This is a genomic window from Pectobacterium aroidearum (genome assembly GCF_041228105.1).
In the GTDB taxonomy this organism is placed as follows: domain Bacteria; phylum Pseudomonadota; class Gammaproteobacteria; order Enterobacterales; family Enterobacteriaceae; genus Pectobacterium; species Pectobacterium aroidearum.
The window spans coordinates 298,262-321,770 of record NZ_CP166097.1 but is presented as its reverse complement, the minus strand read 5'-3'; the positions used below and the strand labels follow the sequence as shown (position 1 = coordinate 321,770).

24 protein-coding genes are annotated in these 23,509 nt (G+C 54.3%); 6 read left to right on the top strand and 18 right to left on the bottom strand.

Annotated features, from left to right (window positions below; genetic code table 11):
* Nucleotides 1–59: 59 nt before the first annotated feature.
* On the bottom strand, nucleotides 60–860 hold the full coding sequence (gene yigL / locus AB8809_RS01410; RefSeq protein WP_349856652.1) for a sugar/pyridoxal phosphate phosphatase YigL: 801 nt from the start codon (nucleotides 858–860) through the stop codon (nucleotides 60–62).
* A 50-nt stretch (nucleotides 861–910) separates the two neighbouring features.
* The gene (gene pldB, locus AB8809_RS01405; protein WP_180779352.1) at nucleotides 911–1,948 is read right to left on the bottom strand and encodes a lysophospholipase L2; all 1,038 of its coding nucleotides are present in this window, start codon (nucleotides 1,946–1,948) and stop codon (nucleotides 911–913) included.
* Between the two features lie 131 nt (nucleotides 1,949–2,079).
* On the opposite strand from pldB, the gene rhtB reads away from it, so the two are divergent.
* The gene (gene rhtB / locus AB8809_RS01400; protein ID WP_015842058.1) at nucleotides 2,080–2,700 is read left to right on the top strand and encodes a homoserine/homoserine lactone efflux protein; all 621 of its coding nucleotides are present in this window, start codon (nucleotides 2,080–2,082) and stop codon (nucleotides 2,698–2,700) included.
* A 68-nt stretch (nucleotides 2,701–2,768) separates the two neighbouring features.
* Here rhtB and rhtC read toward each other — a convergent pair whose 3' ends face one another.
* The 3 genes from rhtC to pldA form a co-directional block, all read right to left on the bottom strand.
* Nucleotides 2,769–3,392 (bottom strand): threonine export protein RhtC, encoded by a 624-nt coding sequence (gene rhtC, locus AB8809_RS01395; protein ID WP_010284889.1) that lies wholly within the window; start codon nucleotides 3,390–3,392, stop codon nucleotides 2,769–2,771.
* Nucleotides 3,393–3,436: 44 nt separating this feature from the next.
* Nucleotides 3,437–5,263 (bottom strand): ATP-dependent DNA helicase RecQ, encoded by a 1,827-nt coding sequence (gene recQ, locus AB8809_RS01390; RefSeq protein WP_349856653.1) that lies wholly within the window; start codon nucleotides 5,261–5,263, stop codon nucleotides 3,437–3,439.
* Between the two features lie 152 nt (nucleotides 5,264–5,415).
* Nucleotides 5,416–6,288 carry a phospholipase A gene (pldA, locus tag AB8809_RS01385; protein WP_320702129.1) on the bottom strand — a complete coding sequence of 291 codons (873 nt, stop codon included), beginning with the start codon at nucleotides 6,286–6,288 and terminating at the stop codon, nucleotides 5,416–5,418.
* A gap of 281 nt (nucleotides 6,289–6,569) precedes the next feature.
* Between pldA and AB8809_RS01380 the strand changes: the two genes are divergently transcribed.
* Together AB8809_RS01380 and rarD are read left to right on the top strand one after the other, a co-directional pair.
* The gene (locus tag AB8809_RS01380; RefSeq protein ID WP_015842061.1) at nucleotides 6,570–7,058 is read left to right on the top strand and encodes a thioesterase family protein; all 489 of its coding nucleotides are present in this window, start codon (nucleotides 6,570–6,572) and stop codon (nucleotides 7,056–7,058) included.
* A 115-nt stretch (nucleotides 7,059–7,173) separates the two neighbouring features.
* On the top strand, nucleotides 7,174–8,103 hold the full coding sequence (gene rarD / locus AB8809_RS01375) for an EamA family transporter RarD (protein ID WP_015842062.1): 930 nt from the start codon (nucleotides 7,174–7,176) through the stop codon (nucleotides 8,101–8,103).
* Here rarD and AB8809_RS01370 read toward each other — a convergent pair.
* The 10 genes from AB8809_RS01370 to AB8809_RS01325 all read right to left on the bottom strand — a co-directional run bounded on the left by AB8809_RS01370 (nucleotide 8,069) and on the right by AB8809_RS01325 (nucleotide 17,258).
* A complete protein-coding gene (locus AB8809_RS01370) occupies nucleotides 8,069–9,127 on the bottom strand; it encodes an AbrB family transcriptional regulator (RefSeq protein ID WP_015842063.1) in 1,059 nt (352 codons plus the stop codon). The two genes, rarD and AB8809_RS01370, sit on opposite strands and share 35 nt — an antisense overlap.
* A 199-nt stretch (nucleotides 9,128–9,326) precedes the next feature.
* A complete protein-coding gene (gene corA, locus AB8809_RS01365) occupies nucleotides 9,327–10,277 on the bottom strand; it encodes a magnesium/cobalt transporter CorA (protein WP_181830498.1) in 951 nt (316 codons plus the stop codon).
* Nucleotides 10,278–10,443: 166 nt separating this feature from the next.
* Nucleotides 10,444–10,500, bottom strand: coding sequence for a YsgD/CorL family protein (ysgD, locus tag AB8809_RS01360; RefSeq protein WP_349814568.1), 57 nt, complete (start codon nucleotides 10,498–10,500; stop codon nucleotides 10,444–10,446).
* Nucleotides 10,501–10,687: 187 nt separating this feature from the next.
* Nucleotides 10,688–11,434, bottom strand: coding sequence for a cyclase family protein (locus tag AB8809_RS01355; RefSeq protein WP_349856654.1), 747 nt, complete (start codon nucleotides 11,432–11,434; stop codon nucleotides 10,688–10,690).
* A gap of 144 nt (nucleotides 11,435–11,578) precedes the next feature.
* A complete protein-coding gene (gene uvrD / locus AB8809_RS01350) occupies nucleotides 11,579–13,741 on the bottom strand; it encodes a DNA helicase II (protein WP_015842066.1) in 2,163 nt (720 codons plus the stop codon).
* Between the two features lie 80 nt (nucleotides 13,742–13,821).
* On the bottom strand, nucleotides 13,822–14,538 hold the full coding sequence (gene yigB / locus AB8809_RS01345; RefSeq protein WP_349856655.1) for a 5-amino-6-(5-phospho-D-ribitylamino)uracil phosphatase YigB: 717 nt from the start codon (nucleotides 14,536–14,538) through the stop codon (nucleotides 13,822–13,824).
* Entirely contained in the window at nucleotides 14,538–15,473 is a 936-nt protein-coding gene (gene xerC / locus AB8809_RS01340) for a tyrosine recombinase XerC (RefSeq protein WP_349856656.1), read from the bottom strand. The genes yigB and xerC overlap by 1 nt, the downstream gene beginning before the upstream one ends.
* A complete protein-coding gene (locus tag AB8809_RS01335; protein ID WP_015842069.1) occupies nucleotides 15,470–16,174 on the bottom strand; it encodes a DUF484 domain-containing protein in 705 nt (234 codons plus the stop codon). Before AB8809_RS01335 ends, xerC begins: the two co-directional genes overlap by 4 nt.
* Nucleotides 16,171–16,995, bottom strand: a complete 825-nt coding sequence (gene dapF, locus AB8809_RS01330; RefSeq protein ID WP_015842070.1) for a diaminopimelate epimerase — start codon at nucleotides 16,993–16,995, stop codon at nucleotides 16,171–16,173. The genes AB8809_RS01335 and dapF overlap by 4 nt, the downstream gene beginning before the upstream one ends.
* A 77-nt stretch (nucleotides 16,996–17,072) precedes the next feature.
* The gene (locus AB8809_RS01325; protein WP_015842071.1) at nucleotides 17,073–17,258 is read right to left on the bottom strand and encodes a lipoprotein; all 186 of its coding nucleotides are present in this window, start codon (nucleotides 17,256–17,258) and stop codon (nucleotides 17,073–17,075) included.
* Between the two features lie 59 nt (nucleotides 17,259–17,317).
* Here AB8809_RS01325 and cyaY point away from each other — a divergent pair, with 59 nt between their 5' ends.
* Nucleotides 17,318–17,638 (top strand): iron donor protein CyaY, encoded by a 321-nt coding sequence (gene cyaY / locus AB8809_RS01320; RefSeq protein ID WP_180779357.1) that lies wholly within the window; start codon nucleotides 17,318–17,320, stop codon nucleotides 17,636–17,638.
* Nucleotides 17,639–17,675: 37 nt separating this feature from the next.
* Here the strand turns inward: cyaY and AB8809_RS01315 are convergent, their stop codons facing one another.
* The 3 genes from AB8809_RS01315 to AB8809_RS01305 are packed head-to-tail and all read right to left on the bottom strand — an operon-like array spanning nucleotide 17,676 to nucleotide 21,487.
* The gene (locus tag AB8809_RS01315) at nucleotides 17,676–18,275 is read right to left on the bottom strand and encodes a hypothetical protein (protein ID WP_349856657.1); all 600 of its coding nucleotides are present in this window, start codon (nucleotides 18,273–18,275) and stop codon (nucleotides 17,676–17,678) included.
* Nucleotides 18,221–18,883: an MFS transporter gene (locus AB8809_RS01310; protein ID WP_349856658.1), complete on the bottom strand. Its 663-nt coding sequence runs from the start codon at nucleotides 18,881–18,883 to the stop codon at nucleotides 18,221–18,223. Before AB8809_RS01310 ends, AB8809_RS01315 begins: the two co-directional genes overlap by 55 nt.
* Nucleotides 18,884–18,931: 48 nt before the next feature.
* A complete protein-coding gene (locus tag AB8809_RS01305; RefSeq protein ID WP_015842074.1) occupies nucleotides 18,932–21,487 on the bottom strand; it encodes a class I adenylate cyclase in 2,556 nt (851 codons plus the stop codon).
* A gap of 334 nt (nucleotides 21,488–21,821) precedes the next feature.
* Here AB8809_RS01305 and hemC point away from each other — a divergent pair, with 334 nt between their 5' ends.
* Both hemC and hemD read left to right on the top strand, forming a co-directional pair.
* Nucleotides 21,822–22,763: a hydroxymethylbilane synthase gene (gene hemC / locus AB8809_RS01300; RefSeq protein WP_182100854.1), complete on the top strand. Its 942-nt coding sequence runs from the start codon at nucleotides 21,822–21,824 to the stop codon at nucleotides 22,761–22,763.
* Nucleotides 22,760–23,500: a uroporphyrinogen-III synthase gene (gene hemD / locus AB8809_RS01295; RefSeq protein ID WP_015842076.1), complete on the top strand. Its 741-nt coding sequence runs from the start codon at nucleotides 22,760–22,762 to the stop codon at nucleotides 23,498–23,500. Before hemC ends, hemD begins: the two co-directional genes overlap by 4 nt.
* Nucleotides 23,501–23,509 lie beyond the last annotated feature (9 nt).

Here is a 23,509-nt window from a genome sequence, read left to right as displayed (position 1 = left end):
TTCAGCATTCCCATCGGGCAGTACGTGCCCGATGGGGCGTCGGTTCGAGAATATACGGCTTACTTCAGAAACAGTTCCCGCAGGTAATTCGGCACCGCGCTGTCTGCGTTAGAACCAATCACTTCGCGATCCGGCAGTAAATCTTTCAGGCGCTGGTGCGCGTTCTGCATGACGCAGCCTTTACCTGCCATCGACAGCATTTCGTAGTCGTTCATACCATCGCCAAACGCTACGCACTCTTTGAGCGAGAAGCCGATGATCTTCGCCACCTGCTCCAGCGCATGGCCTTTAGATACGCCGCCTGCCATCACTTCCAGACAGGTGAGCGTCGAAAAGCTCACGTTAACGCGGTCGCTCCAGCGCGCATTGATCGCTTCTTCCAACGGCAGCAGCTGTTCATGGGAATCGCAGGTAAAGAACACCTTGCTGACGCCATCGGTTTCCAGCAGCGCAGGCTCGAACAACTTGTATTTAAAGATCGACTCTTTGAAGAAACGTTCTTCTTCCGCACGCGGACGGTTCATAAACCACTCATCATCGCGATAAACGTGCGTCAGCATATCGGGGTTATTGTGCACGACGCTGTAAAGGTCGCGGGCGATATCCTGATCCAGATTGTGGCTAAAAATCAGCTCGCCCTGCGAGTTGTGCACTCGCGCGCCATTCGAGGTAATCATAAACGCGCTGATGCCGAGATTATCGCGAATCTGCGCGACGTCCATGTGGTGCCGTCCGGTCGCGAACACAAAGTGAATCCCTTTTTCCGTCAGCAGCCTGAGGGTTTCTTTCGCATACGGGGACAGCGAGTGGTCAGGTGACAGCAGTGTGCCATCTAAATCGGAAGCAACGACATGGTACATAACGATGAGATCTCACTTCTGGTGTGTTGTAGCGGCACACGCCGCAAAAATTAATGATAACGCGCAAAGTGCGCCAGAATCAGCGCAAATGCCTGAGCGCGGAGGTTATCCGTTTCAAATAGAATTTCATGCCGCGCACCGGGGATAACCTGTAGAACGCCGTTCGCATTGGCGTTACCGCTCTGCGCCAGTGCCTGACAAAACGCATTTTGGCTGCGGTTATCCACCACGCGTTCCTCTCCCGCCTGCAACAGCAGCAGCGGCGTAGTGACGGCGCTGGCCTGTGCCTGTAGCTGTTTCCCTGCCTGTATCGCTTCACGCACCCAATGATAAGTGGGGCCGCCTACGCGCAAATCCGGCGAGTCTGCATAAAATCGAATGCTGCGCTGGTAGCGTTCACGGCTGTGCGTCAGCACATTCATTCGATAAGGCAACGGACGCCACTGTCCGGTGCCGATAGCGTAATAATCACGTATCGCCGGACGACGCTCTGCCCAATCGACAATCCATCCGGCAACACAATGAGGAAGCGGCAAACGAATGCCAAACATCGGCGCGCACAGCGCAACGGCATCAAACGTCTCAGGCTGGCGAATCAGCAGTTGTGCCAGAATCGCGCCTCCCATTGAATGCGCTAACGCAAACCGGCGGATATAGTGCTTAGGCCCTATGTGCTGCTGACACAGCGTTTCGGCGTCATCGACATAATCACTGAAACGCACAACGTGTCCACGGTGGCCGTCTTGCAACACGCGACCCGATCGCCCTTGCCCACGGTGATCCATGATGAGTACATCATAGCCGCTATGAAAAAGGTCATACGCCACTTCGCTATATTTGACGTAGCTTTCGATGCGGCCTGAAAAGACAACGACAATCTTGTCGTGCTGTGGCGCGGTAAAACGAACAAACCGGATAGGGACGTCATCAACGCCAGAGAATTCGCCCTCTTCGCGCTGACGCCAAAAATCCAGTAATTCTCCGGTAGCAAAAGCGGCAAACTGCGCTTCTCGCGTTAGCAGGTTCAAGGTTAACCCCTCAGGCGTTAACCGTTCCGACGTAAACAACGTATTGTGGCGTTGAACCATCACACCTCTCCGGTGACGCGGGAAAACTAAAGCTAGCGGAAGAACATGACAAGCGGTAGAGCACCAGCGTATTGTGACATAAAAAACAAACAGACTCTCGTAATACAGAACGTGATTCAGGGGTATGCTTCATGACATTGGACTGGTGGTTAACCTATTTACTCACAACGCTTATTCTCAGCCTGTCGCCCGGCTCGGGCGCCATCAACACCATGAGCACCGGCATTAGTCACGGCTATCGCGGCGCGGCGGCCTCGATCTGTGGTTTGCAGGTCGGGCTGGCGATTCATATCGTGCTGGTCGGCATCGGGCTAGGCGCGCTGCTTAACCAGTCGGTACTGGCTTTCGATATGCTGAAATGGCTGGGCGCGGCTTATCTGATTTGGCTGGGGATTCAGCAGTGGCGTGCCGCAGGCGCACTGGACCTTCAGGCGATCGCCAGCGCGATGCCGCGTCGTAGACTCTTTAAACGTGCGGTGCTGGTGAATCTGACCAACCCGAAAAGCATCGTTTTTCTGGCGGCGCTGTTCCCACAGTTCATTATCCCCCACCAGCCGCAGGCCGCTCAGTATCTGGTATTGGGCGTCACCACCGTTGTGGTCGATATTATCGTGATGATTGGCTATGCCACGCTGGCCACGCGGATCGCCGGGTGGCTGAAAGGCCCACGGCAGATGAAGACACTCAACCGGATATTCGGTTCACTGTTCGTGCTGGTTGGCGCGTTACTTGCCACCGCGAGAAAAGCCTGATGAAGACAGTGCGCCGTATCGACTTACGGCGCGCTGTTGTTCTCCACCAGAAACGCTCTGGGGAAATGTTAGCGAGAGAAAATCAGGTGCAGGCCAAAACCGGTAAATAGCACGCCCGCTACGCCATCCACCCATTTCGCCAGACGCTGATAGCCGCGACGCATTGCCGGCAAGGCGAAAACCATCGCAACCAGACTGAACCAGATCAGCGTTTCAATCGAGATCAGCGCAAACAACCCCCAGCGGGCGCCGCTGCCGACGCTATCGCCAACAAACAGCGAGAACACGCTGCCGAAATAGATCAGCGCCTTCGGGTTAGCCAGATTCGTCAATAGCCCACGCATAAAGGTTTTACCGCGCTGAGGCAAGACCACCGCCGTTTCCTGCGTGGTTTCCAACTGTGCTTTACGCCGTGCGGAGCGCAGCATCTGCCAACCCATCCAGCACAGATACAGCCCGCCGCCGACGGTAATGGCGGTATGCAGCCAGGCCATTTTTTGCAACAGCAGATGCAGCCCCAGCAGCGCGATAGCCGCCCAGACCACCACGCCCAGAGAAATACCCAGCACACCCATCATCGCTTCACGGCGGGAACGGCTGGCCGCGGTTTGTGAAACAAAAAAGAAATCCGGCCCTGGGCTCATCAGCGCAATGAAATGCACCAGCGCCACCGTCAGAAATAGCATCAGCATCTTGGTTTTCCTGTTTTTTTAAATGCAATCAGATAAGGCGAGCGTTACTCGTCATCATTATCGACATGATCGCGAATCATGTTCATGAAGGGCGCACCAAAGCGTTCAAGCTTACGGTGACCGACCCCGTTGATATTCAGCAATTCACCCGCGGTGATCGGCATCAGTTCCGCCATCTCCAGCAGCGTCGCATCGCTGAACACCACGTAAGGCGGAATATTGTCTTCATCCGCAATGGATTTACGCAATTTGCGCAATTTGGCGAACAGCTTACGGTCGTAATTTCCGCCATAAGATTTCTGATTCGCGCGAGGCTTCAGGTTAATCACTCGCGGCACAGCCAACTGTAGCGGCACTTCTCCCCGCAATACCGGACGTGCCGATTCGGTAAGCTGTACGGCGGAATGCATCGTGATGTTCTGGTTCAGCAAGCCCAGATGAATCAGCTGGCGCAGCACGCTGACCCAATGCTCCTGCGATTTATCCTTGCCGATGCCGTAAACCGGCAGCTTGTCATGGCCGAAGTCCCGGATACGCTGGTTATTTGCGCCGCGCAACACCTCGACGATATACCCTAAACCAAAGCGCTGACCGACGCGATACACGCAGGACAGCGCCTTTTGCGCCTCAACCAGCCCGTCGTAACGCTTCGGCGGATCGAGACAAACATCGCAGTTACCGCAAGGTTGTTGGCGCCCTTCACCGAAATAGTTCAGCAGCACCAGACGACGGCAGGTCTGCGCTTCGGCAAATGCCCCCATCGCATTGAGCTTATGGCGCTCGATATCCAACTGTGGCCCGGCGGTTTTTTCTTCCAGGCAGCGGCGCAGCCACGCCATATCCGCCGGATCGTAGAACAGCGCAGCTTCAGCAGCGAGGCCGTCACGTCCGGCACGCCCCGTTTCCTGATAGTAGGATTCGATGTTGCGCGGAATATCAAAGTGCACCACAAACCGCACGTTAGGTTTGTTGATGCCCATACCAAATGCGACGGTCGCGACTACCACCTGAAGATCGTCACGTAGAAACGCTTCCTGCACCTGCGCACGCCGCTCGTTATCCAGACCAGCGTGATAAGCCCCTGCGCTCAGCCCGCGCGCCTGCAAACGCGCACAAATGTCTTCCACGCGGGAGCGGCTATTGCAGTAGATGATGCCGCTTTTTCCCCGCTGTCCCTGCACGAACATCCAGAGCTGATCGAGCGGTTTGAATTTCTCTACCAGCGTGTAGCGAATATTCGGGCGGTCAAAACTGTTGATCTGAATGAGCGGCGACTGAAGATCCAGCAGGCGAACGATATCGTTGCGCGTGGTTTCGTCAGCGGTGGCCGTCAAAGCAATGAAAGGAAGATGCGGAAAACGCTGTTTAATCTGCCCCAGCGCGCGGTATTCAGGGCGGAAATCGTGTCCCCATTGGGAAATGCAGTGCGCTTCATCCACCGCGATCAGGGCGATCTGCCAGTGGGCGAGATGATCGAGGAAGCTGTCTGTCGTCAGACGTTCCGGCGCAATATACAGCAATTTGATCTGGCCGGTACGGCAACCCGCCATCACCTCAAGCTGCTGTTCACGCGTTTGCGTCGAATTCAGGCAGGCCGCCGACACGCCGTAGGCCTGAAGCTGATCGACCTGATCTTTCATCAGTGAAATCAGCGGGGACACCACCAGCGTCAGCCCGTCCATCACCAGTGCAGGGATTTGATAGCACAGCGACTTGCCGCCGCCTGTCGGCATGATTACCAGACAATCCTGCCCACTGAGCGTCGCGCTGATAATTTCCTGCTGACCCGGTCGGAATTGCTGGTAGCCGAACGTGTCCCGCAGAACCTGAACCGCCAGCGCTTCCTTATTCAATACTTCCGCCGTAGACACCGCCTTCCCCAATTCAATGAAATCAAACAGGCGCTATTTTCAGCGCCGTTTGGTAAAACTGCAATGGTTAGTTTGGTAAAACGACACGGGTTAACAAAGACTGTCGTTAACGAAGGCAGTAGTCAAAACGGCAATCGCTAAAATAACCGTCGTTAGAACATGTCGTTCAGCGTCACCCCAACGCCGAAGCGAGTCTGACGGTGGTTGTAGTCAATCAGTGATTCACCGTAACCGCTAAAGACCTTGGTATAAAAGCGAACATGACGCGTCAGCGGGTAGCTCCAGCCCAGTTCACCACCGCCGTAGCCGCTGTTCCAGTTATAACGCCCTTCCGCGCTAAACACGCTGTCGCCCCACACATAGCCAACGCGTAAGCGGTAATGACCCATGTATTTGGTGATGTCCGGGTTATCGTCCTGGCTATCAGAGAAACGAATCCACGGTTTCACATCAACCTGCCAGTTACCGTTCTGTGCCATCAGACGGGCATAGGCGCGGTTCCAACTGCGTGACGTGGGTTCGGAACGGCCGTTAGATTGGTGATTAAAGCCCACTTCCACATCCCGCAGCGTCCAGCCCGCGAGGGTGGTGTTCGTTGCCCAGCCCAAAAAGACCTGAGGTTCATAATCCGTTTCACGGAATGGAGAAGACTCGCTCTTATTCGACAGCTGCCACCATGAGCGCTGCGTATAGGAAGCCCCCAGCAGCGAGTTATCACCCAGAATGCCACGCCAGATCGGGAATCCCAGGCTCAACTGGTAATGCACTTCATCTTTACGTGCTTCATCGCCCCAGTTATAGCTCTGGATCGCCGTTTTATTGATGTTGCTGGTATAGGTGTACAGCAAGTAGTTACTTTCATAAGGATAGAGGACAAACGGGGTATCGTGCTCTTGTAACAGACTGGCGATAATGCTGCCACGTACCACCGGTTGATTTGGCGCTGGCGCGTTTACGTTTGTTGTTGTTTCAGCATGAGCCTGTGCCATCAGTAATGCTGCCAGTACGAGTACTATTTTATGCATTCATTTTCTCCGACATGTTTTTTCTCCGGCATTCTTTTTATCCAAATAAAATCTTTTATCTAAATAAACTCTTTTATCTAAATAGCGATAAGCCTTCCCCTTCCCCATTCAAGCCCGCCATTCTACACAGTTCCGCGACGTTTGAATTACCGTTCCCCCGTTTCTCAGCCTTTTCTGGCAAGAAACAAAATCAATGCATAAAATAAACACTTGCATAACCTTATCGCATCAAATCACCTACATTTAATGCATGCCTCTTATTGCTCGGACGGGAAACAACGATGGCTGACCACCCCTCATTTCAGGGAACGACATTAACCAGAGATACCGTGCGCCAGCTCGTTGGCGAGATTTTCATTTACAAAATGCCATTCAACATTGAGCTAGGCCTTGAGCTACAGCAATTTGAAGCTGATAAGGCCGTCCTGACGTTCGCCCGGCAAGAGAAGCTCATCGGCAATGCGGCACAAAAGATTCTGCATGGCGGCGTGATTGCCGCCGGGCTGGACGTTGCTGCCGGATTGGTATGCGTCGGCAACACGCTGCTGCGTCATGAGACGATCAGCGATCAGGAATTTCATCACCGACTCGCCCGCATGGGAACCATTGATATGCGGGTAGATTATCTGCGTCCGGGCTATGGGGAACACTTCACGATAACCAGCACGCTGCTGCGCGGCGGCAATAAAATCGCCGTCGCCCGTGCCGAATTGCATAACGAACAGGGTTCACATTTGGCCAGCGCGACCGCAACCTATATTGTCGGGTAGCCTTTCTCGTGGGCAAACAGGATTGTCAGGCAACATGGCCATTAACACTTTACGTGAAAGCACTCACAGTTTTGGGTAGACTTAGCGTTTTCCCGCCGTCCTTATCGAGTCACCCATGAACGCGCAACAAACCCGTGAGGGGATATTTTTCGCCCTCGGTGCGTATTTTATTTGGGGAATTGCTCCCGTTTATTTCAAGCTGCTTGAGCACGTTCCACCCAATGAAATACTGACGCACCGTATTATCTGGTCATTCTTCTTTATGCTCATCCTGCTGACCATCGGCCGTAAATGGCGTCAGGTGAGCTATGCCTGCCGCAACGTCAAGCATCTGTTTCTGCTGGCATTAACGGCGGTGCTTATCGGCGGAAACTGGCTGTTGTACATCTGGGCGGTCAACAACCATCACATGCTGGAAGCCAGTCTGGGATATTTTATTAACCCGCTGGTCAACGTCATGTTGGGCATGATCTTCCTTGGAGAGCGCTTCCGCCGTCTGCAATGGCTGGCCGTGCTGCTCGCGGTGACAGGCGTACTGGTTCAACTGTGGACATTCGGATCGCTGCCAGTGATCGCTCTGGGTCTGGCATTCAGCTTCGCGTTATACGGCCTGCTGCGTAAGAAGATTGGTATCGACGGGCAAACTGGCATGCTGATCGAAACGCTGTGGCTGCTGCCAGTGGCGGTCATTTATCTGTTTTTTATTGCCGATACGCCAAGCAGCCATCTGACAGCCAATCCCTGGTCGCTAAACCTGCTGCTGCTCTCGGCGGGTATCGTCACCACGGTGCCGCTGCTATTCTTCACCGCGGCGGCCATGCGTCTGCGTCTGTCAACGCTCGGCTTTTTCCAGTATCTCGGCCCGACCATCATGTTCCTGTTGGCGGTGGTGTTCTACGGTGAAACATTCAGCAGCGACAAACTGGTCACGTTTGCCTTCATCTGGGGGGCTCTGGGGCTGTTCATTCTGGATGCACTTTATACACAGCGTAAGCTACGGCGCACGCCCGCTACACCTTCCCAGCCTCAACACGACGGGAAATAAAGCGCGATAAGATCGGGCTGAATACTAGCGTCGAAAACAGCCGCAGCGTCTGCATGGCAATGACAAACGCCATATCGACCCGACTGCCTGCGGCAATAATTGCAATCGAATCCAGCCCGCCGGGGCTGGTCGCCAGAAAAGCGGTCAGCATATCCACCGGCATCATTTTCGTCACCATCCACGCCATCCCGCCACAGAGCAGCATCAATCCGACGATCGACGCCATCATGTGCGGCAGCGTGCGTATTGCCAGTAGAAAGATAGGGCGGGTGAAACATAAACCCACGCTCCAGCCAATCACGGCATAGGCCAACGCCAGCAGCCACTCCGGGGTTTGCAAGTGCAAGGTGCCGCTGGCATGCAGCATCGAACCAATAATCATCGGCCCCAGCAGCGCCCCGGATGGAATACGCATGCGTCTTGCTAACCATGCGCTACCAAATGCCACGCCGAGCGTCGCCAGAAAACGCCAGTCCAACGAAGGGAACCACACCAGCATCGCACTGTTTTCTGCCGCTTCATCGCCTAAGCTCAGACGTGCCACGAACGCTGCCGAAGCAGTCACCATCAACACGCGTAAATATTGCATGAAGGCAACCAGTCGCACGTCCGCGCCGAACTCTCCAGACATGGCAACCATGGCAGACGCCCCGCCCGGCGATGCGCCCCAGGTTCCGGTCGTTCCGGGAAGCTCGCTAAATTTGACCAGTAACCAGCCAGATAACCCGCTGGCCGCCAGTGTCGCCAACAAAATGAACAGCACCAGCGGCCATTCATTCAGCAAAGGAGTCAGGATAGAAAAAGACAGGCTTTGTGCTACCAGACAGCCCAGTACGGCATTGCTGCCAGCAAAGCAGACGGGTGGGATGCGAATCGTCGCGCCGTTCAAGCCCATGACGACACCGACCATCATCGGCCCCAGCAACAGCGCGGCGGGAACGTGGTAAACCTGTAGTCCAAACCCCAGTGATAACGAAACCGACAGCAATATTCCCCACTGCATCCAAGGAGACATCCCTTTCATGCACACGACCTGTTTTTAGTAATAGAAAGTAAGAGTGGAAAGTAAGAATAGAAAGACTGTCCGCCATTCTAAACAAGATGGCCGGAAAATGAACGGGCGCGGGAGAATAAACAGGAAGAGTGAGTCGGAGAACGATGAATGGAGGAAGGAATGTTGATACGCCTGATGGTTAATTTCCATCAGGCGTATCGGTAAAAACTTAGAGCCAGTTTTTACGTTTAAAGTAGAGGTACGGCGCCAGTCCGGCGAGGATCATCAGCACAATCGCCCCCGGATAGCCAAACGACCATCTCAGCTCCGGCATAAACTCAAAGTTCATCCCGTAGCTGGATGCCACCAGCGTCGGCGGCAGGAACACCACGGATACCACCGAGAAGATCTTGATAATCCGGCTCTGCTCGATGTTGATGAAGCCCATCGCCGCCTGCATCAGGAAGTTAACTTTCTGGAACAGGGATTCGTTATGCGGCAGCAGAGATTCGATATCGCGTAAAATTTCGCGCGCCTGCTCCAGTTGGCCGGATGGCAAGCGGGCTTTACGCACCAGAAAATTCAACGCGCGTTGGGTATCCATCAGGCACAGACGCACTTTCCAGCCCACGTCTTCCAGTTCCGCCAGCGTAGACAACGCATCGTCGTACTCTTCACCCTGCCGCCCTTCCATTATGATGCGGCTTAGTGATTCCAGATCGCTGTAGATGTTCTCGATTTCGTCCGCCAGTTGCTCAATTTTCGTCTCAAAGAGGTCGAGCAACAGTTCATAAGCATTGCCGTCCACCAGCGTTTGGTTGCGGGCGCGCATGCGATACAGGCGGAACGCAGGCAATTCACGCTCGCGCAGGGTGTACAGGCGGCCATCACGGATGGTAAACGCCACCGTGGAGTTACCAGCGTGATCCTCAGCATCTTCAAAAAAGAAAAAGGAGTGAATATGCAAGCCATCTTCATCTTCAAAAAAACGTGCCGACGCTTCGATATCTTCCAGTTCTGGACGGGTTGCCAGACTTTGTCCCAGTTCGTTTTGTACTTTTTCACGCTCATCGTCTTCCGGCTCGATCAAATCGACCCAAACTGACGTGGTGAGATCATCGGAGTCATCCAGTTCCAGACGAGATAAACGGCAATTATCCAGTTTAAATGCGCTCAGCATGGGCCATAGCTCCCCTTTCAGTAGCAGAGATGGACAACGCGATTGAAGCACAGAAACAAAGGTGAGGTGTCACCAGCAGGTTTCAGTCCGTTCGACGGATCTGACTCGTAGCGACAAAAACAGCGTCGCTGACAACCACGAAGGCTATCAGCAGAGGAAGATAGCCTTAGAAGTTGTACCTAATGAACAGGTTAGTGAGCCAGTATCGACTGGGTGTGTCCAAGGCGTTAGTCCTCCGAGAATAATGATGCGCGCATGTTACGCCGAGATGAAAAAGACTTCAACTTTAAAACCTCGGCTGAAACACGCTGTAAAATATTGACCAAACGAATGAGATTTTCCAATAAATTCGGCGCTGCAATCGGTAAGAAACGCAGTCCCTTAAAGCAAAAAGGAACCGCGTTTATCGATTAGGCATTGTCCGGCAGGTAGGCGATGGCACGGACGGGGAAGCCGGGCGCACCGGCGAAATTAGGGTAGCTGACGTGGATATAAGCGCCGGTAGGCGGCAGCTGATGCAAATTGTTCAGCACCTCAACCTGCCAGGCATTCTGATTCAGCACGAAGAACTCGCCAATCAACCCGTTGTTGCGACGGAAATCAACGGCGGAATCGGTATCCAGCGTTTCATGCCCAACCGCGCTAATACCGCGCTCTTCAAACAGGAAGGTCAGCGCCTCGAGCGACCAGCCCGGCGTATGGCTGTTACCCTGCTCATCTTTATTGGCGAAGGCGTCAATATCAGGCCAGCGCGTGCTCCAGCCGCTGGCAAACGCGACAAAGCTGCCTGACGGGATTTCCCCGTGTTCACGTTCAAACACCAGAATGTCATCAACCGACAGGCGGTAATCGTGATCGTTCGCAACGGCGTCTTGTTTGTGGAGCACCACCAGCGGCAGCAACAGCTCTTTATTATCAATGCGATCCAGATAACGTTTACCCGCGACAAAATGCCCCGGCGCGTCAATATGCGTCCCCGTTTGTGTCGCAAACGTCACGGCCTGCGCATAAAAGCCATGATCTTCAACGTTGAATAAGGTCTTACGCTGCAACACGCCTTCAAACGCGCCAAAAATAGGAATCGACTCCGTAATCGTATGCGTAAGATCGACCCATTTTTTCTTCTGCAACTCGGCAATAATCTGGTCTAGCGTCATGGGCATGCTCCTTTTTTATTGTGATACCACACATCCATGGATACGCGGCAGGCCACCTAGCATTGTCGAAAATGACGATAAAGGTTAATACAGGATTTTTATAAGTTATATAACCCCGTCATACTTCAAGCCACATCGTGACGATCACACCGTTTCCAGCCGGGCATAGGCGGCAACCAGCCATTTAATGCCCTGTCCTTGAAACGCGACCTGAAGCCGAGCGTGATCGCCGCTGCCTTCCAGATTCACGATCGTGCCTTCACCAAATTTTGCATGGCGAACCCGCTGCCCCAATTTATAGCCGCTGTCATTTTGCGTGATCGGTGTGCCAAGACGCTGGTGATTGACCGGACGGGAGACGCTGGCGCGTAACCGCACTTCTTCAACACACTCTTCAGGCAGTTCACCGACGAATCGTGACGGTCGGTGATAAGCTTCTTTGCCGTATAAACGGCGGGATTCGGCGTAGGTTATCGTCAGCTTTTCCATCGCACGCGTCACGCCGACATAGGCCAGACGACGCTCTTCTTCCAGACGCCCACCTTCATCCAGCGACATCTGGCTGGGGAACATGCCTTCTTCCATGCCGACGATAAACACCTGCGGGAACTCCAGCCCTTTCGCCGAGTGCAGCGTCATGAGCTGTACCGCATCCTGATTGGCATCCGCCTGACCTTCCCCCGCTTCCAGCGCGGCATGCGACAGGAAAGCCTGAAGCGGCATCAGATCCTGATCTTCTTCCTGATAGCTGAACTGGCGCGTCGCCGTCACCAGTTCCTCGAGGTTTTCTACCCGCGCCTGCCCTTTTTCGCCTTTTTCCTGTTCGTACATGCTCCACAGGCCGGAATCTTTAATGACCCGGTCGGTTTGCACATGCAGCGGCAGTTCCGACGTTTCATAGGCCAGCGCATCGATCAATTCAATAAAGCGCTGTAGCGATGCCGCCGCGCGTCCCGCCAGCACTTTCTCCTGCAACAGCGCCCGCGTGGCTTGCCACAGCGTCAACTGACGATCGCGCGACGTCTGACGCACGACATCCAATGTGCGATCGCCGATTCCGCGCGTCGGCGTATTCACCACGCGCTCGAACGCCGCATCGTCGTTACGATTGGCGATGAGGCGCAGATAAGACAGCGCGTCTTTAATTTCCTGACGCTCAAAGAAGCGCATGCCGCCGTAAATGCGGTACGGCATACTCTGCTGCAACAGCGCCTCTTCCAGCACGCGCGACTGGGCGTTGCTCCGATACAGAATGGCGTTATCTTTCAGCGCACCGCCATTTTCCTGCCAGGTTTTAATCCGGTTGACGACGTAGCGCGCTTCATCCAATTCGTTGAACGCGCAATACAGCGAGATAGGCTCGCCCTCTACGCCATCGGTCCACAGGTTTTTTCCGAGTCGCCCGCCGTTATGCGCGATCAGCGCATTCGCCGCTTTCAGGATGTTGCTGGTCGAGCGGTAGTTCTGCTCCAGACGGATCGTTTCTGCGCCGGCAAAATCTTTTAGGAACAGCTGAATATTCTCGACCTGCGCGCCGCGCCAGCCGTAAATCGACTGATCGTCATCCCCGACGATCATCACTTTGGCGCTGTCGCCCGCCAACATACGGATCCAGGCGTACTGAATGCGGTTGGTATCCTGAAATTCGTCCACCAGAATATTGGTGAAACGTTCGCGATAGTGGTTCAGCACATGCGGCTTGTTCAACCACAGTTCGTGCGCACGCAGCAGCAATTCGGCAAAATCCACCAGCCCGGCACGATCGCACGCTTCCTGATAGGCCTGATACACGCGCTGCCACGTTTGCTCGATAGGGTTGCCGTAGCTTTCAATGTGCTGCGGGCGCAGCCCCTCATCTTTCTTCCCGTTGATGAACCACATCGCCTGACGCGGCGGCCACTGTTTCTCGTCCAGATTCAGCGCCCGAATCAGACGCTTCAGCAGACGCAGTTGATCTTCGCTGTCCAGAATCTGGAAATCCTGCGGCAGATTGGCATCCATATGGTGCGCACGCAGCAGACGGTGTGCCAGCCCGTGAAAAGTGCCAATCCACATACCGCCCTGACTGGTGCCGATCAGGTGATCGATACGATGGCGCATCTCCGCCGCCGCTTTGTTGGTAAACGTCACCGCCATGATGGAGTACGGCGAACAGTTTTCCACGGACAAGAGCCAGGCAATACGATGAACCAGTACCCGCGTTTTGCCGCTGCCTGCCCCCGCCAGCACCAATAAATTGCTGCGCGGCGCGGCTACCGCGTCACGCTGTTTGTCGTTGAGGCCATCGAGCAGATCAGAAACGTCCATAGGTACGGGTTATCCGGTGAGGGAAACGCCGCATCGACAAGGGCATTTCCACTGGTGATTTATACAGATTAATGCAGTGATTATAACAACGCCGACAGCGATGCCAACCGCGAAATTTCAATATGCGGCAGCAGTCGGGCATCCCCAATCTGCGTTAGGCTGCCTTCACGCAAGTTAATCCAGCAGGCCTGCATGCCGCAGCGGATCGACCCCGCGACATCGGTCGTAAGATCGTCACCCACATGTAGGATCTCATGCAAAGGCAGATTGAGCTTTTCCGCTGCCAGATGGTACATGTCATCAAACGGTTTGGCGCGACCGTGCGGGCCAGCGCGCAGAATAAATGAAAAATAGCGCTCAAGGCCAAAGCGGTGCGGCTCAGCATTACCGTTGGTGATGGCGGCCAGCGGCACTTTCTCGGCTAACGCTGCCAACGTCTGGTGCGTCTCTTCCGTAATCGTTATTTGACTACGCCAGTTGGCAAAATTTTCCATTGCCGCCTTGGCACCCTCTTTAGCTTCTGCCGTACTCAGCCCACGTTCTAACATTGCCAGCTCAGCCGCACGGCGACGCCATTCAGTGACGTCGTGATAGATATCAGGTTCACGCTCAAGCAAGATCTGGCGTAAGTTTTGGAAATCATCCGCCTGAAAGTCACGAAGTGCAGGATGGTATTCTTGTAGGAAGCGAATTGACTCTTGTCCTGTGCGCCGGATGACGTCCGCATTGTCGTACAGCGTGTCATCCAGATCGAACGTGATCGCACGGATCGGGCCAAGAGATCGGTAAAAATGCATCAGGGTTTCCCTCGTTTGGCGCGTGGATGCGCAGCATCGTACACGGAGGCTAAATGTTGAAAATCAAGATGGGTATAGATCTGTGTCGTGGACAGATTAGCGTGGCCCAGCAGCTCTTGTACCGCCCGTAAATCCCCGCTGGATTCCAGCATGTGCGTCGCAAAAGAGTGGCGCAGCTTGTGCGGATGAACATGGCTATTCACACCCTGCTTAATCCCCCACTCGGCAAAACGCTTCTGTACGTTACGCATCGAGATGCGTCGCCCCTGATTGGAGATAAACACGGCATCATCCTGTGGGCCAAACAGTTCACGCAACGCCAGCCAGCGTTCCAGCCAGGTTACCGCCGTTTTTCCTATCGGCAATTTGCGCTCTTTACTGCCTTTCCCCATGACCCAAACTTCACCGCTTGCCAGATCGATATGCTGACAGTCCATACCGACCAGTTCCGCCAGACGCAGCCCCGCACCGTACATCACTTCCAGCATCGTGCGGTCGCGCACCGCGAGGGGATCGTCCAGATCGATATCCAGCAGACGATCCATCTCATCCACATCCATATTCTTGGGTAATGGACGCCCGGCTCTCGGCGTGGATATTCCTTTCGCCGGGTTCGCCGTCAGCACACCGCGTGACACCATCCAGTCGAGAAAGCTGCGTAATGCCGATAGGCGCAGTGCCAAACTGCCTGAATGCAGCCCATCACGCTTGCTGCGGGACACCACGGAACGTACGCCAGCGGCGTCCAGCTTACGCCAGTCAACCACACTCGCCGCGGAGAGTATCGTGATAACCGCGGACAATTGGCGCAAATAGCTGGTCTGCGTGAGCGGACTAAGCTGACGCTCCACTTTCAGATAGCGCAGGAAAGCATCAACATCGGCTTGTAAGAGCGAAGAAGAAGGGGCCTCCGGCGACGCAGGCTGTCGACTCATACCCGCTCAACCCAGCGCGCCAGCATCGCCGGCAGCATCATGGCCATTTGCTGAAGCAGTACGGTCCCCATGCCATCCTGATAATGATGGGTGTCACGGCTACTGAAAATCAGCACGCCCAAATCGTGATTATTGCCCATCAACGACAGCGCAACCGACCCAACCTGCCTGGCCTGCGGCAGCAGGAGCAGCAGTTCCGGCCCGTTCAGGCTGCCAAGATAGTGGTTACTTTGCCCGAAACGCTGAATGCGCAGCGGCTCAAACGTGGTGCGGTTTAGCCCGAGGTGGGTAAAACCAGACGGCGCGCCAATGCGCCATTTATCGCTGAACAGACGAACCGTCGCCCCCGCCAGACCAAGCTGACGCGCCCAGCGCTGCAACCGATCCAACATGTCCGTCAGGCTATCCGCCGATGCCAATTCAGTCTGTAACCCAAGCAGGCGATTGAACAACGCTTCATTCGCCCCCGCCTGTTCCATCAACAGCGTGATCTCTTCCTCAAGCTGAGTAATGTGGTTACGCTGACGCGCCAGTTGCCATTCTACCAGCGACACGGTTCCCCTGACGGGGTGAGGAATGCGCATCTGCTCGACGGGACGCGCATTGCGGATAAAAAAATCGGGATTCTGTTGCAGGAACTGCAAAACCATCTCGTCACTGAGTGCGATCTCGCGCTCTGCCTGTTCCTCGACATTCTTCATAAATGAATAAATCCATCGTAGACATGCGTTGCAGGCCCGGTCATGAATAACGGATGTCCTGGCCCATCCCACTGGATATCCAAATCCCCTCCCGGCAGAGACACGCGAACGTTCGCGGACAATAGTCCCTGCTGGATCCCTACCGCCACAGCGGCACACGCGCCGCTACCACACGCCTGCGTTTCTCCCGCACCGCGCTCGTATACCCGCAGGCGGACAGTGTGGCTGTCGACAACCTGCATAAAACCAATGTTGGCTCGCTCGGGAAAACGCTCGTGGCTTTCCAACAGCGGCCCCAGAGTTTCCACTTTCGCCGTGTCCACATCCTCAACCTGAATCACACAGTGCGGGTTACCCATCGACACCACGCCGCAAAGTACTGTGTGTTCGTCGGCACGCATGATGTAGGTTTTCTCTGCTTTGACCGCGCGAAAAGGCACCTGTTGCGGCTCGAAATTCGGTTCGCCCATGTTGACGCGCACCAGTTCATCATCCGTCACAGACAGCACCATCCGGCCCGTCTGCGTACTGACGGCGATATCACGCTTGTTGGTCAGCCCTTTCAGGCGAACAAAACGAGCAAAGCAGCGCGCACCGTTACCGCACTGTGCCACTTCACTGCCATCCGCGTTAAAAATACGATAATGAAAATCCAGTTCAGGATCGTAGGGCGGCTCAACGACCAGCAGTTGGTCAAACCCCACACCACAGTGCCGATCCGCCAAACGGCGAATCAATTCGGGTGAAAAATAAACGTTTTGCGTAACGGCATCAACAACCATGAAATCGTTGCCTAATCCGTGCATCTTAGCGAACTGCATTATCCTGACTCCCCCGCTTGCTTAACCGGGCGCGATAAACATCTACGTGACCTGTTATATATTCTTGTCGTCACACATTAAGGATGCATTGACGCTTTCTTTTGCGGCGGCTGGCTCTCATTTTGCTGAGTCGTTGACGCACCGGATTTGCCATCGGCAGGCATATACAGCGGACCTTTCAGGCCACAACCGAATAAACTCACTACTGCTAACACCAGAAAAAACTGGCGAAATACGTTCTTCATCACGTTAAGACCTGTCATTAATACTCGTATGCTCTCTATAATCGCAGGTGGATCATGAAAATCAATAGGAATCGAAAATGAACGATAGCGAGTTCCACCAATTAGCCGACGAACTCATGCTTCAGTTGGAAGAAACGCTGGATCGGTTTGAGGGGGATGCCGACATTGATTACGAAACCAACGGCGGCGTGATGACGCTGAGTTTTGAAAACGGCAGCAAAATCGTGATTAATCGGCAGGAACCGTTGCACCAAATCTGGCTGGCGACCAAAGCAGGCGGTTACCACTTCAATCGTCAGGAAACACGCTGGATATGCGATCGCAGCGGTGAAGACTTTATCGCGCTGCTGTCATCCGCCTGTTCGGCTCAGGCTGGGGAAACCGTTCGCTTCGAGTAATTATCACATGCCCCATGGCATCGCGGCGCACCGTACCTCAGCGCCGTCCCAGTAATAACAGTGCCAGTACCAGCAACAACAGCATGCCGATACCGACCATATTCACCAGCGGCCAGCCGCTGGTCAGCGCCATCAGGCTGCCAGCGGACAGCGAAGCCAACGCATTAGGGACGTAAATCATCAGCGAATTAATGCCCTGCAAACGGAATTTATGCACCGAATGGGTAAACGCGTTGAGCATAAATGTCCCGCCGTTAAACATAAACGCCCACCCGATGCCGAACAGCGCCAGCGCAAAGAGAAAGTGCCAGAACGTCAAACCACTCAGCGCAACCGCCACGCCCACCACGTTACACGCCATGCCAATCGCCACAACCTGAATCGGCGTCAGCCGTTGCGCCAGCATCACTAACAGCAGCGCTGGCGCATACATGGACACAAAATGCCATTGCAACACCGTCGCGCTATGGCTGACGGAAAAGTGGTGCTGATGCATCGCCAGCGGCACTGAATTCATTAATAACGTCATCACCACAAATCCGACGGAACAGCTCGCCGTTCCCAAGACAAATGCCCGACTTTTCAGGATGGACGATAGCGGTTCACTACGCTGAGCGTTGGCCGTGGCAACGGACATCGGACATCGGACATCGGACATCGGACATCGGACATCGGAGGCAGTTTAAGGCCAAGCAGCAGCAATAACGTGATAACGCAGATGAACGCCGCCGCGATAAAACTGCCAAAAAACGGGTATGGCGCCCAGAGCTGAGATGATTGGCTCGCCGCAAATGGGCCGAGGAAGCCCCCCAGAATGCCGCCGCTGATCACCCAGGAAATGGCACGATTTTTCTGCTGATTATCAGTAAAGATTTCAGCCGCAGCGAAGCGATAATATTGATTGAAGGCACAGGACATCCCCAGAACAAACGTCGAGAACACAAAGAGGAAGAAGCTGTGCAGCACAATCGCCAGCGCCGCCAGAAGCGCCCCCGCCAGACCCAGCAGCGTGCCGATGATGAACGCATTACGTCTGCCATATTTTGTCATCAATGAGGAAACGGCGTAGATCATCAGCGCCGCGCCGCACACCGTCGCAGTAATCGGTAATGTCGTCAGCAGTGGAACAGGCGTCATGGATACGCCAACCAGCGTAGAACATAGCGTCATCAGGGAAATAATACTGCCGGTCAGCCCTTGTCCGAGCGCCAGCAGTATCAGATTTCGGCGTTGCAACGAATCCATCAATACATCCTTTTCTGAATGCGCTGAAAGCCGAATATCAGGAAGTGGTTATAAGATTTGCAGCCGCTGCTTCATTGTCATCACTTCATCATCCACAACTGGCGTAATGCACAGATGAGAAAGCGCGCTGCTACGGAACGGGATCACCTGCGTACGGCCGTCCAACTGCACGATTTGGTAGAACTGCGGCAGGTTGAAATTGATAAAGCTGGAACCGTAAGTAAAGCGATCGTGCGACGATGAATAGAAGCGACTGACATCGCGCACCAGTTCTTCTTTACTGCCTTCACAGTGGTGATACACCTCAACGCGATTCGATTCATCCAGAATATAGATATTAAAGCCCTGATTTTCTGTCAGATCTTCAAAGAAGAATTGGATGATCCCTTCGCTGGCGACGCCATCCACCACCGGCGGTAAATGTACATGGTTAGTTTCAACCTGAACCGGTTGGCCTTGCAGCTTGTTGTTGGAAATTGCGCCATAAAACTCGACCGCATTTTCCAGCTTCTGCACCGACACGCTCAGCCGCTCGAAGAACAAGCCCCAGGTTTGACCCGCCACTTTCACCGCTTTGAAGCGACCCGGCTCCTGACGCGTGCTGGTCAGGCGCAGCTCAATGCATTCGGACACCAGTTGCTGCACACGGGTACGAATCAACCCGCGCAGATGCTGGCTGTAGCAGAATACTTCCAATGATTCCGGCAGCGCCGCATCCTGGTGCATTTTGCCCAGAATGGTTTTCAGCGCTTCCAACACCGCCTGCTCGCCGCTGAAATGCAGGGTACGCACTTCGTTCCACGAGTTGCGATACAGCAGGTCGATACTGCCGACCAGACACTGCTGCTGCTGGCCGAAGCTAAAGACATCCAGATGACGGAAGTCGAAATGCACCACCTGATTGCGGAAGGCCGCCGTCGGATCGTGTTCCAGATTGACGATAATCGCCAGATGACGAATTTCACACGGGCTGTACAGCGCTTTCGGCGTTGGTGCAGGCAGGCGCAGCGGGAAATGGCTGGCGACATCGTCCACCAGCGCTTGCAGGCGCGTGATATCGCACAGCTCATTGCCTTTAATGTACAGACGCGTGCTTGGCGTTAGCAGGCCATTGAAATACGCCCACGCCACTAGCTTGTTCAGATAGCGGTTATATTCCAGCGGCTGATGGCTGATGATCGCATCCATCGACGGCGCCTGATTGTACAGGTACCAGCCGGAACGGTTCGCGCGACCCGGCGGAACATAGATAAAGGTTAAGTTCGGTTCAGACAAATCGGGCGAGATTTGTGGATTCAGCAGGGTAACTTTGCCCGGCAGCGCTTCAAACGCGGCATACAGTTTACGGGTCAACACACCGATATCCTGCGGGCTGGCGCTGACGCTCAGATTATTACGGCGGGCGAAGCGAATCAGGTTGCGATAGGTCTGCATCATCGCATCCAGCAGTTCATTATGCGCTTCGCGTACTTGTTCGATTTTCCAGTTAGCGCGGTTATCCAGCATGGCCAGATGTTCGTCGCTCCATCCCCATTCTTGCACCAGTTGGCTCAGAATCTGGCGACGCCAGCCGACGCAGGCTTGTTCCCGCGAGAGCTTTTCACACACTTTTAAGTAGAAACATCGACGCGCCAGATCGAGGCGCGTGGGATCGTTAATCGCCGTCAGATAGTGCGTCACGCGATCTAACATCATGCAGTAAGGATCAAGTCCGAAAGACACGATTTCGCCATCATGCAGGCGCTTTTTAATCTCGGTCGACAGCAGGCTGGTATCCGGGTATTCCCAGGAATAGGCTTCCAGCAGCAGCGTTTTCAGTACGGCTTTATAGGGAGAATCGATGCTTTTATAGAGCTGCCAAAGGCTTGCGCCAAAATACTCTTCTGCCGACAGCGTACTTAAACCGCCTAAATCCATCCACTCGTTAGGTGCCAGCGCCCCCTGAGAGTACAGCGACAGCACATATTCGTCGTAGTGAGATTCTTCTTCGACTGGCACCATGTTCCACAGAATGCGTTTACCCGCCATACGCACAGCGGTACGGTAGAATTCGTCGAGTAACAGAATATGCTGCGTGGTGCCGCAGTCTTCACCGCTCAGGCTGCCACTTTCATTGTGGCGGAAACGGCTCTCATCCATCAGGAAGAAGCTGACCTCAGCGCCTTGCGCCGCAGCCCACTGCTCCAGCAGCGTACATTTCTTCTGTAGGAGCTGGCGTTCTTCGCTGTCCAGCCAGGATTGGTGACACACCCAGATATCGAGATCGGAGCTACAGCTCTGCCCGATAGACGAGGTGCTTCCCATTGAATAGATGCCCGTGATCGGCAGTTCGCCCTGCGGATGAGAACAATCAAACTGACCCCAGCGCAGCGCAATGCCATCCAGGTACTGTTGTTGTTTTTCATCAGGCGTGTGAGTACAGATACCATGAGGCACCTTGCCTTCAAGGTAGCCGGGCATCAACGGGTGATGATGATGTAATAAAATGGGCAGAAGACTGTAAACCTGCTGAAAAGCTGGCTTCATTGCTCCCAGAGCACGGTCAACACGCAGTTGGTTGATCGCATCCAGTCTTTGCTTCAAAGTCTCGATGTAGAAGTACAAGACAGTTTCGCCTGATTTATCCCAGTGCCTAGAAAAACCCCGTGTTCCAAATCCGCCATGATGAAATTAGAAGAATGTTTAGCGAATTATTGCTGGAAACGTGATCAATTTAACACCTTGCTGAATGGGCGTAAAGAAAGTAAAGAAAGTTAGACTTATCTATCTTGCTTTATTACGAATTTACCTACCCGACTGCATCAGCACGGTCTCTTATCTATGTATGCGGCACCCGAATTTCAGACCGTTTTAAAAGGCGCACCGCTAATGCCCACAACCTGACACCAACGCACCATCAATGATACGATGGCGGAAAATGATAAAAACGGTATCAAGCATGTTAGCCAATATTATTAGAATTGCCACCCGACAAAGCCCGCTCGCCCTGTGGCAAGCACGATATGTTCAGCAGTGTCTGAATCACCTCTACCCGGATTTACACGTGGAGCTGGTGCCGATGGTGACCCGCGGCGACATCATCCTGGATACGCCACTGGCAAAGGTCGGCGGTAAGGGATTGTTTGTTAAAGAGCTGGAATTGGCGCTGCTTGAAGGGCGCGCTGATATTGCCGTCCATTCCATGAAAGATGTGCCCGTTGAATTCCCGGATGGCCTCGGCCTGACTACCATTTGCGAACGCGATGACCCGCGCGACGCATTCGTTTCCAACCGTTACGACAGCCTCGAACACTTACCGGAAGGCAGCTGTGTCGGCACGTCCAGCCTGCGTCGCCAATGTCAGCTGCGCGCCCGACGCCCCGATCTGGTGATTCGTGATTTGCGCGGCAATGTCGGAACGCGTCTGGCAAAACTGGACAACGGCGAGTATGACGCCATTATCCTTGCCGTCGCGGGTTTGAAACGCCTCGGCCTTGAAGAACGCATCCGCTGTGCGCTGAGCCCGGAAGAATCTCTGCCCGCTGTCGGACAAGGTGCTATCGGCATCGAATGCCGTTTAAATGACGATCGTATTCGCCAACTCCTTGCCCCACTCAATCACCCCGCGACCGCTGCCCGCGTCCAGGCTGAACGCGCCATGAATGTGCGCCTTGAAGGTGGCTGTCAGGTGCCGATTGGCAGCTATGCCGAACTGGAAGACGATACACTGTGGTTACGTGCGCTGGTTGGCGCCCCGGACGGTAGCCAAATGATCGTCGGTGAACGTAGAGGAAACGTCTCCGACGCCGAACAAATCGGCATCGCACTGGCTGAAGAGCTGTTAGCAAAAGGGGCAAGCGCCATCCTTCAGGCCGTTTATCACGAGTCGAGCTCATCATGACAATTCTGGTTACCCGTCCGTCACCAACTGGCGAACAACTGGTGACCCGTTTAAGAAAGCTTGGCTATAACGCCTGGCACAGCCCGCTGATCGAGTTTTCACCCGGACGAGAACTTGCCAGCTTGCCAGCACTATTACAGACGCTGCGCGCCGACGATCTGGTGTTTGCGCTCTCACAACATGCGATTCATTACGCCGATCCGATGCTGGCGCGTGCGGGCATCGGTTGGCCTGCCCATCTCGCTTATTATGCGATTGGGCGCACCACGGCACTGGCGCTGCATAAAACCAGCGCCCATCCGGTCATCTACCCTCCCGAACGCGAAACCAGCGAAACGCTCCTACAACTACCTGAACTGCAAAATATTTCCGGCAAGCGCGCACTATTACTGCGCGGCAACGGCGGCAGGGAATTGCTGGGAGAAACGCTAACTGAACGCGGCGTGCAGGTGACCTACTGCGAATGCTATCAGCGCAGAGACGTTCATTATGATGGGCCGGAGCAAAGCCGCCACTGGCAACAAATAGGCATCGACAAACTGGTGATCACCAGCGGAGAAATGCTACAACGGATCTATACTTTAGTACCTGATTACTATCGGGCTTCCTGGTTACTCGGCTGCCGCTTGATCGTCGTCAGTGAACGACTGGCAGAACAGGCTCGTCAGCTTGGCTGGCGCGATATCCGGGTCGCCGATAACGCCGATAACGATGCGCTCGTGCGCGCACTACAATAAACCTGATCA

Excerpts from the sequence above, each read along its gene's own strand:
- AB8809_RS01310 (WP_349856658.1), bottom strand. The coding sequence starts at position 18,883 with ATGGATTCGTTGCAACGCCGAAATCTGATACTGCTGGCGCTCGGACAA.
- pldA (WP_320702129.1), bottom strand. The coding sequence starts at position 6,288 with ATGCATAAAATAGTACTCGTACTGGCAGCATTACTGATGGCACAGGCT.
- pldB (WP_180779352.1), bottom strand. The coding sequence starts at position 1,948 with ATGGTTCAACGCCACAATACGTTGTTTACGTCGGAACGGTTAACGCCT.
- dapF (WP_015842070.1), bottom strand. The coding sequence starts at position 16,995 with ATGCAGTTCGCTAAGATGCACGGATTAGGCAACGATTTCATGGTTGTT.
- uvrD (WP_015842066.1), bottom strand. The coding sequence starts at position 13,741 with ATGGACGTTTCTGATCTGCTCGATGGCCTCAACGACAAACAGCGTGAC.
- AB8809_RS01335 (WP_015842069.1), bottom strand. The coding sequence starts at position 16,174 with ATGAAGAATGTCGAGGAACAGGCAGAGCGCGAGATCGCACTCAGTGAC.
- yigL (WP_349856652.1), bottom strand. The coding sequence starts at position 860 with ATGTACCATGTCGTTGCTTCCGATTTAGATGGCACACTGCTGTCACCT.
- xerC (WP_349856656.1), bottom strand. The coding sequence starts at position 15,473 with ATGAGTCGACAGCCTGCGTCGCCGGAGGCCCCTTCTTCTTCGCTCTTA.
- AB8809_RS01370 (WP_015842063.1), bottom strand. The coding sequence starts at position 9,127 with ATGAAAGGGATGTCTCCTTGGATGCAGTGGGGAATATTGCTGTCGGTT.
- yigB (WP_349856655.1), bottom strand. The coding sequence starts at position 14,538 with ATGCATTTTTACCGATCTCTTGGCCCGATCCGTGCGATCACGTTCGAT.
- cyaY (WP_180779357.1), top strand. The coding sequence starts at position 17,318 with ATGAACGATAGCGAGTTCCACCAATTAGCCGACGAACTCATGCTTCAG.
- rarD (WP_015842062.1), top strand. The coding sequence starts at position 7,174 with ATGAACGCGCAACAAACCCGTGAGGGGATATTTTTCGCCCTCGGTGCG.
- AB8809_RS01325 (WP_015842071.1), bottom strand. The coding sequence starts at position 17,258 with ATGACAGGTCTTAACGTGATGAAGAACGTATTTCGCCAGTTTTTTCTG.
- hemD (WP_015842076.1), top strand. The coding sequence starts at position 22,760 with ATGACAATTCTGGTTACCCGTCCGTCACCAACTGGCGAACAACTGGTG.
- AB8809_RS01315 (WP_349856657.1), bottom strand. The coding sequence starts at position 18,275 with ATGTCCGTTGCCACGGCCAACGCTCAGCGTAGTGAACCGCTATCGTCC.
- AB8809_RS01380 (WP_015842061.1), top strand. The coding sequence starts at position 6,570 with ATGGCTGACCACCCCTCATTTCAGGGAACGACATTAACCAGAGATACC.
- rhtC (WP_010284889.1), bottom strand. The coding sequence starts at position 3,392 with ATGCTGATGCTATTTCTGACGGTGGCGCTGGTGCATTTCATTGCGCTG.
- AB8809_RS01355 (WP_349856654.1), bottom strand. The coding sequence starts at position 11,434 with ATGACGCTAGACCAGATTATTGCCGAGTTGCAGAAGAAAAAATGGGTC.
- hemC (WP_182100854.1), top strand. The coding sequence starts at position 21,822 with ATGTTAGCCAATATTATTAGAATTGCCACCCGACAAAGCCCGCTCGCC.
- corA (WP_181830498.1), bottom strand. The coding sequence starts at position 10,277 with ATGCTGAGCGCATTTAAACTGGATAATTGCCGTTTATCTCGTCTGGAA.
- rhtB (WP_015842058.1), top strand. The coding sequence starts at position 2,080 with ATGACATTGGACTGGTGGTTAACCTATTTACTCACAACGCTTATTCTC.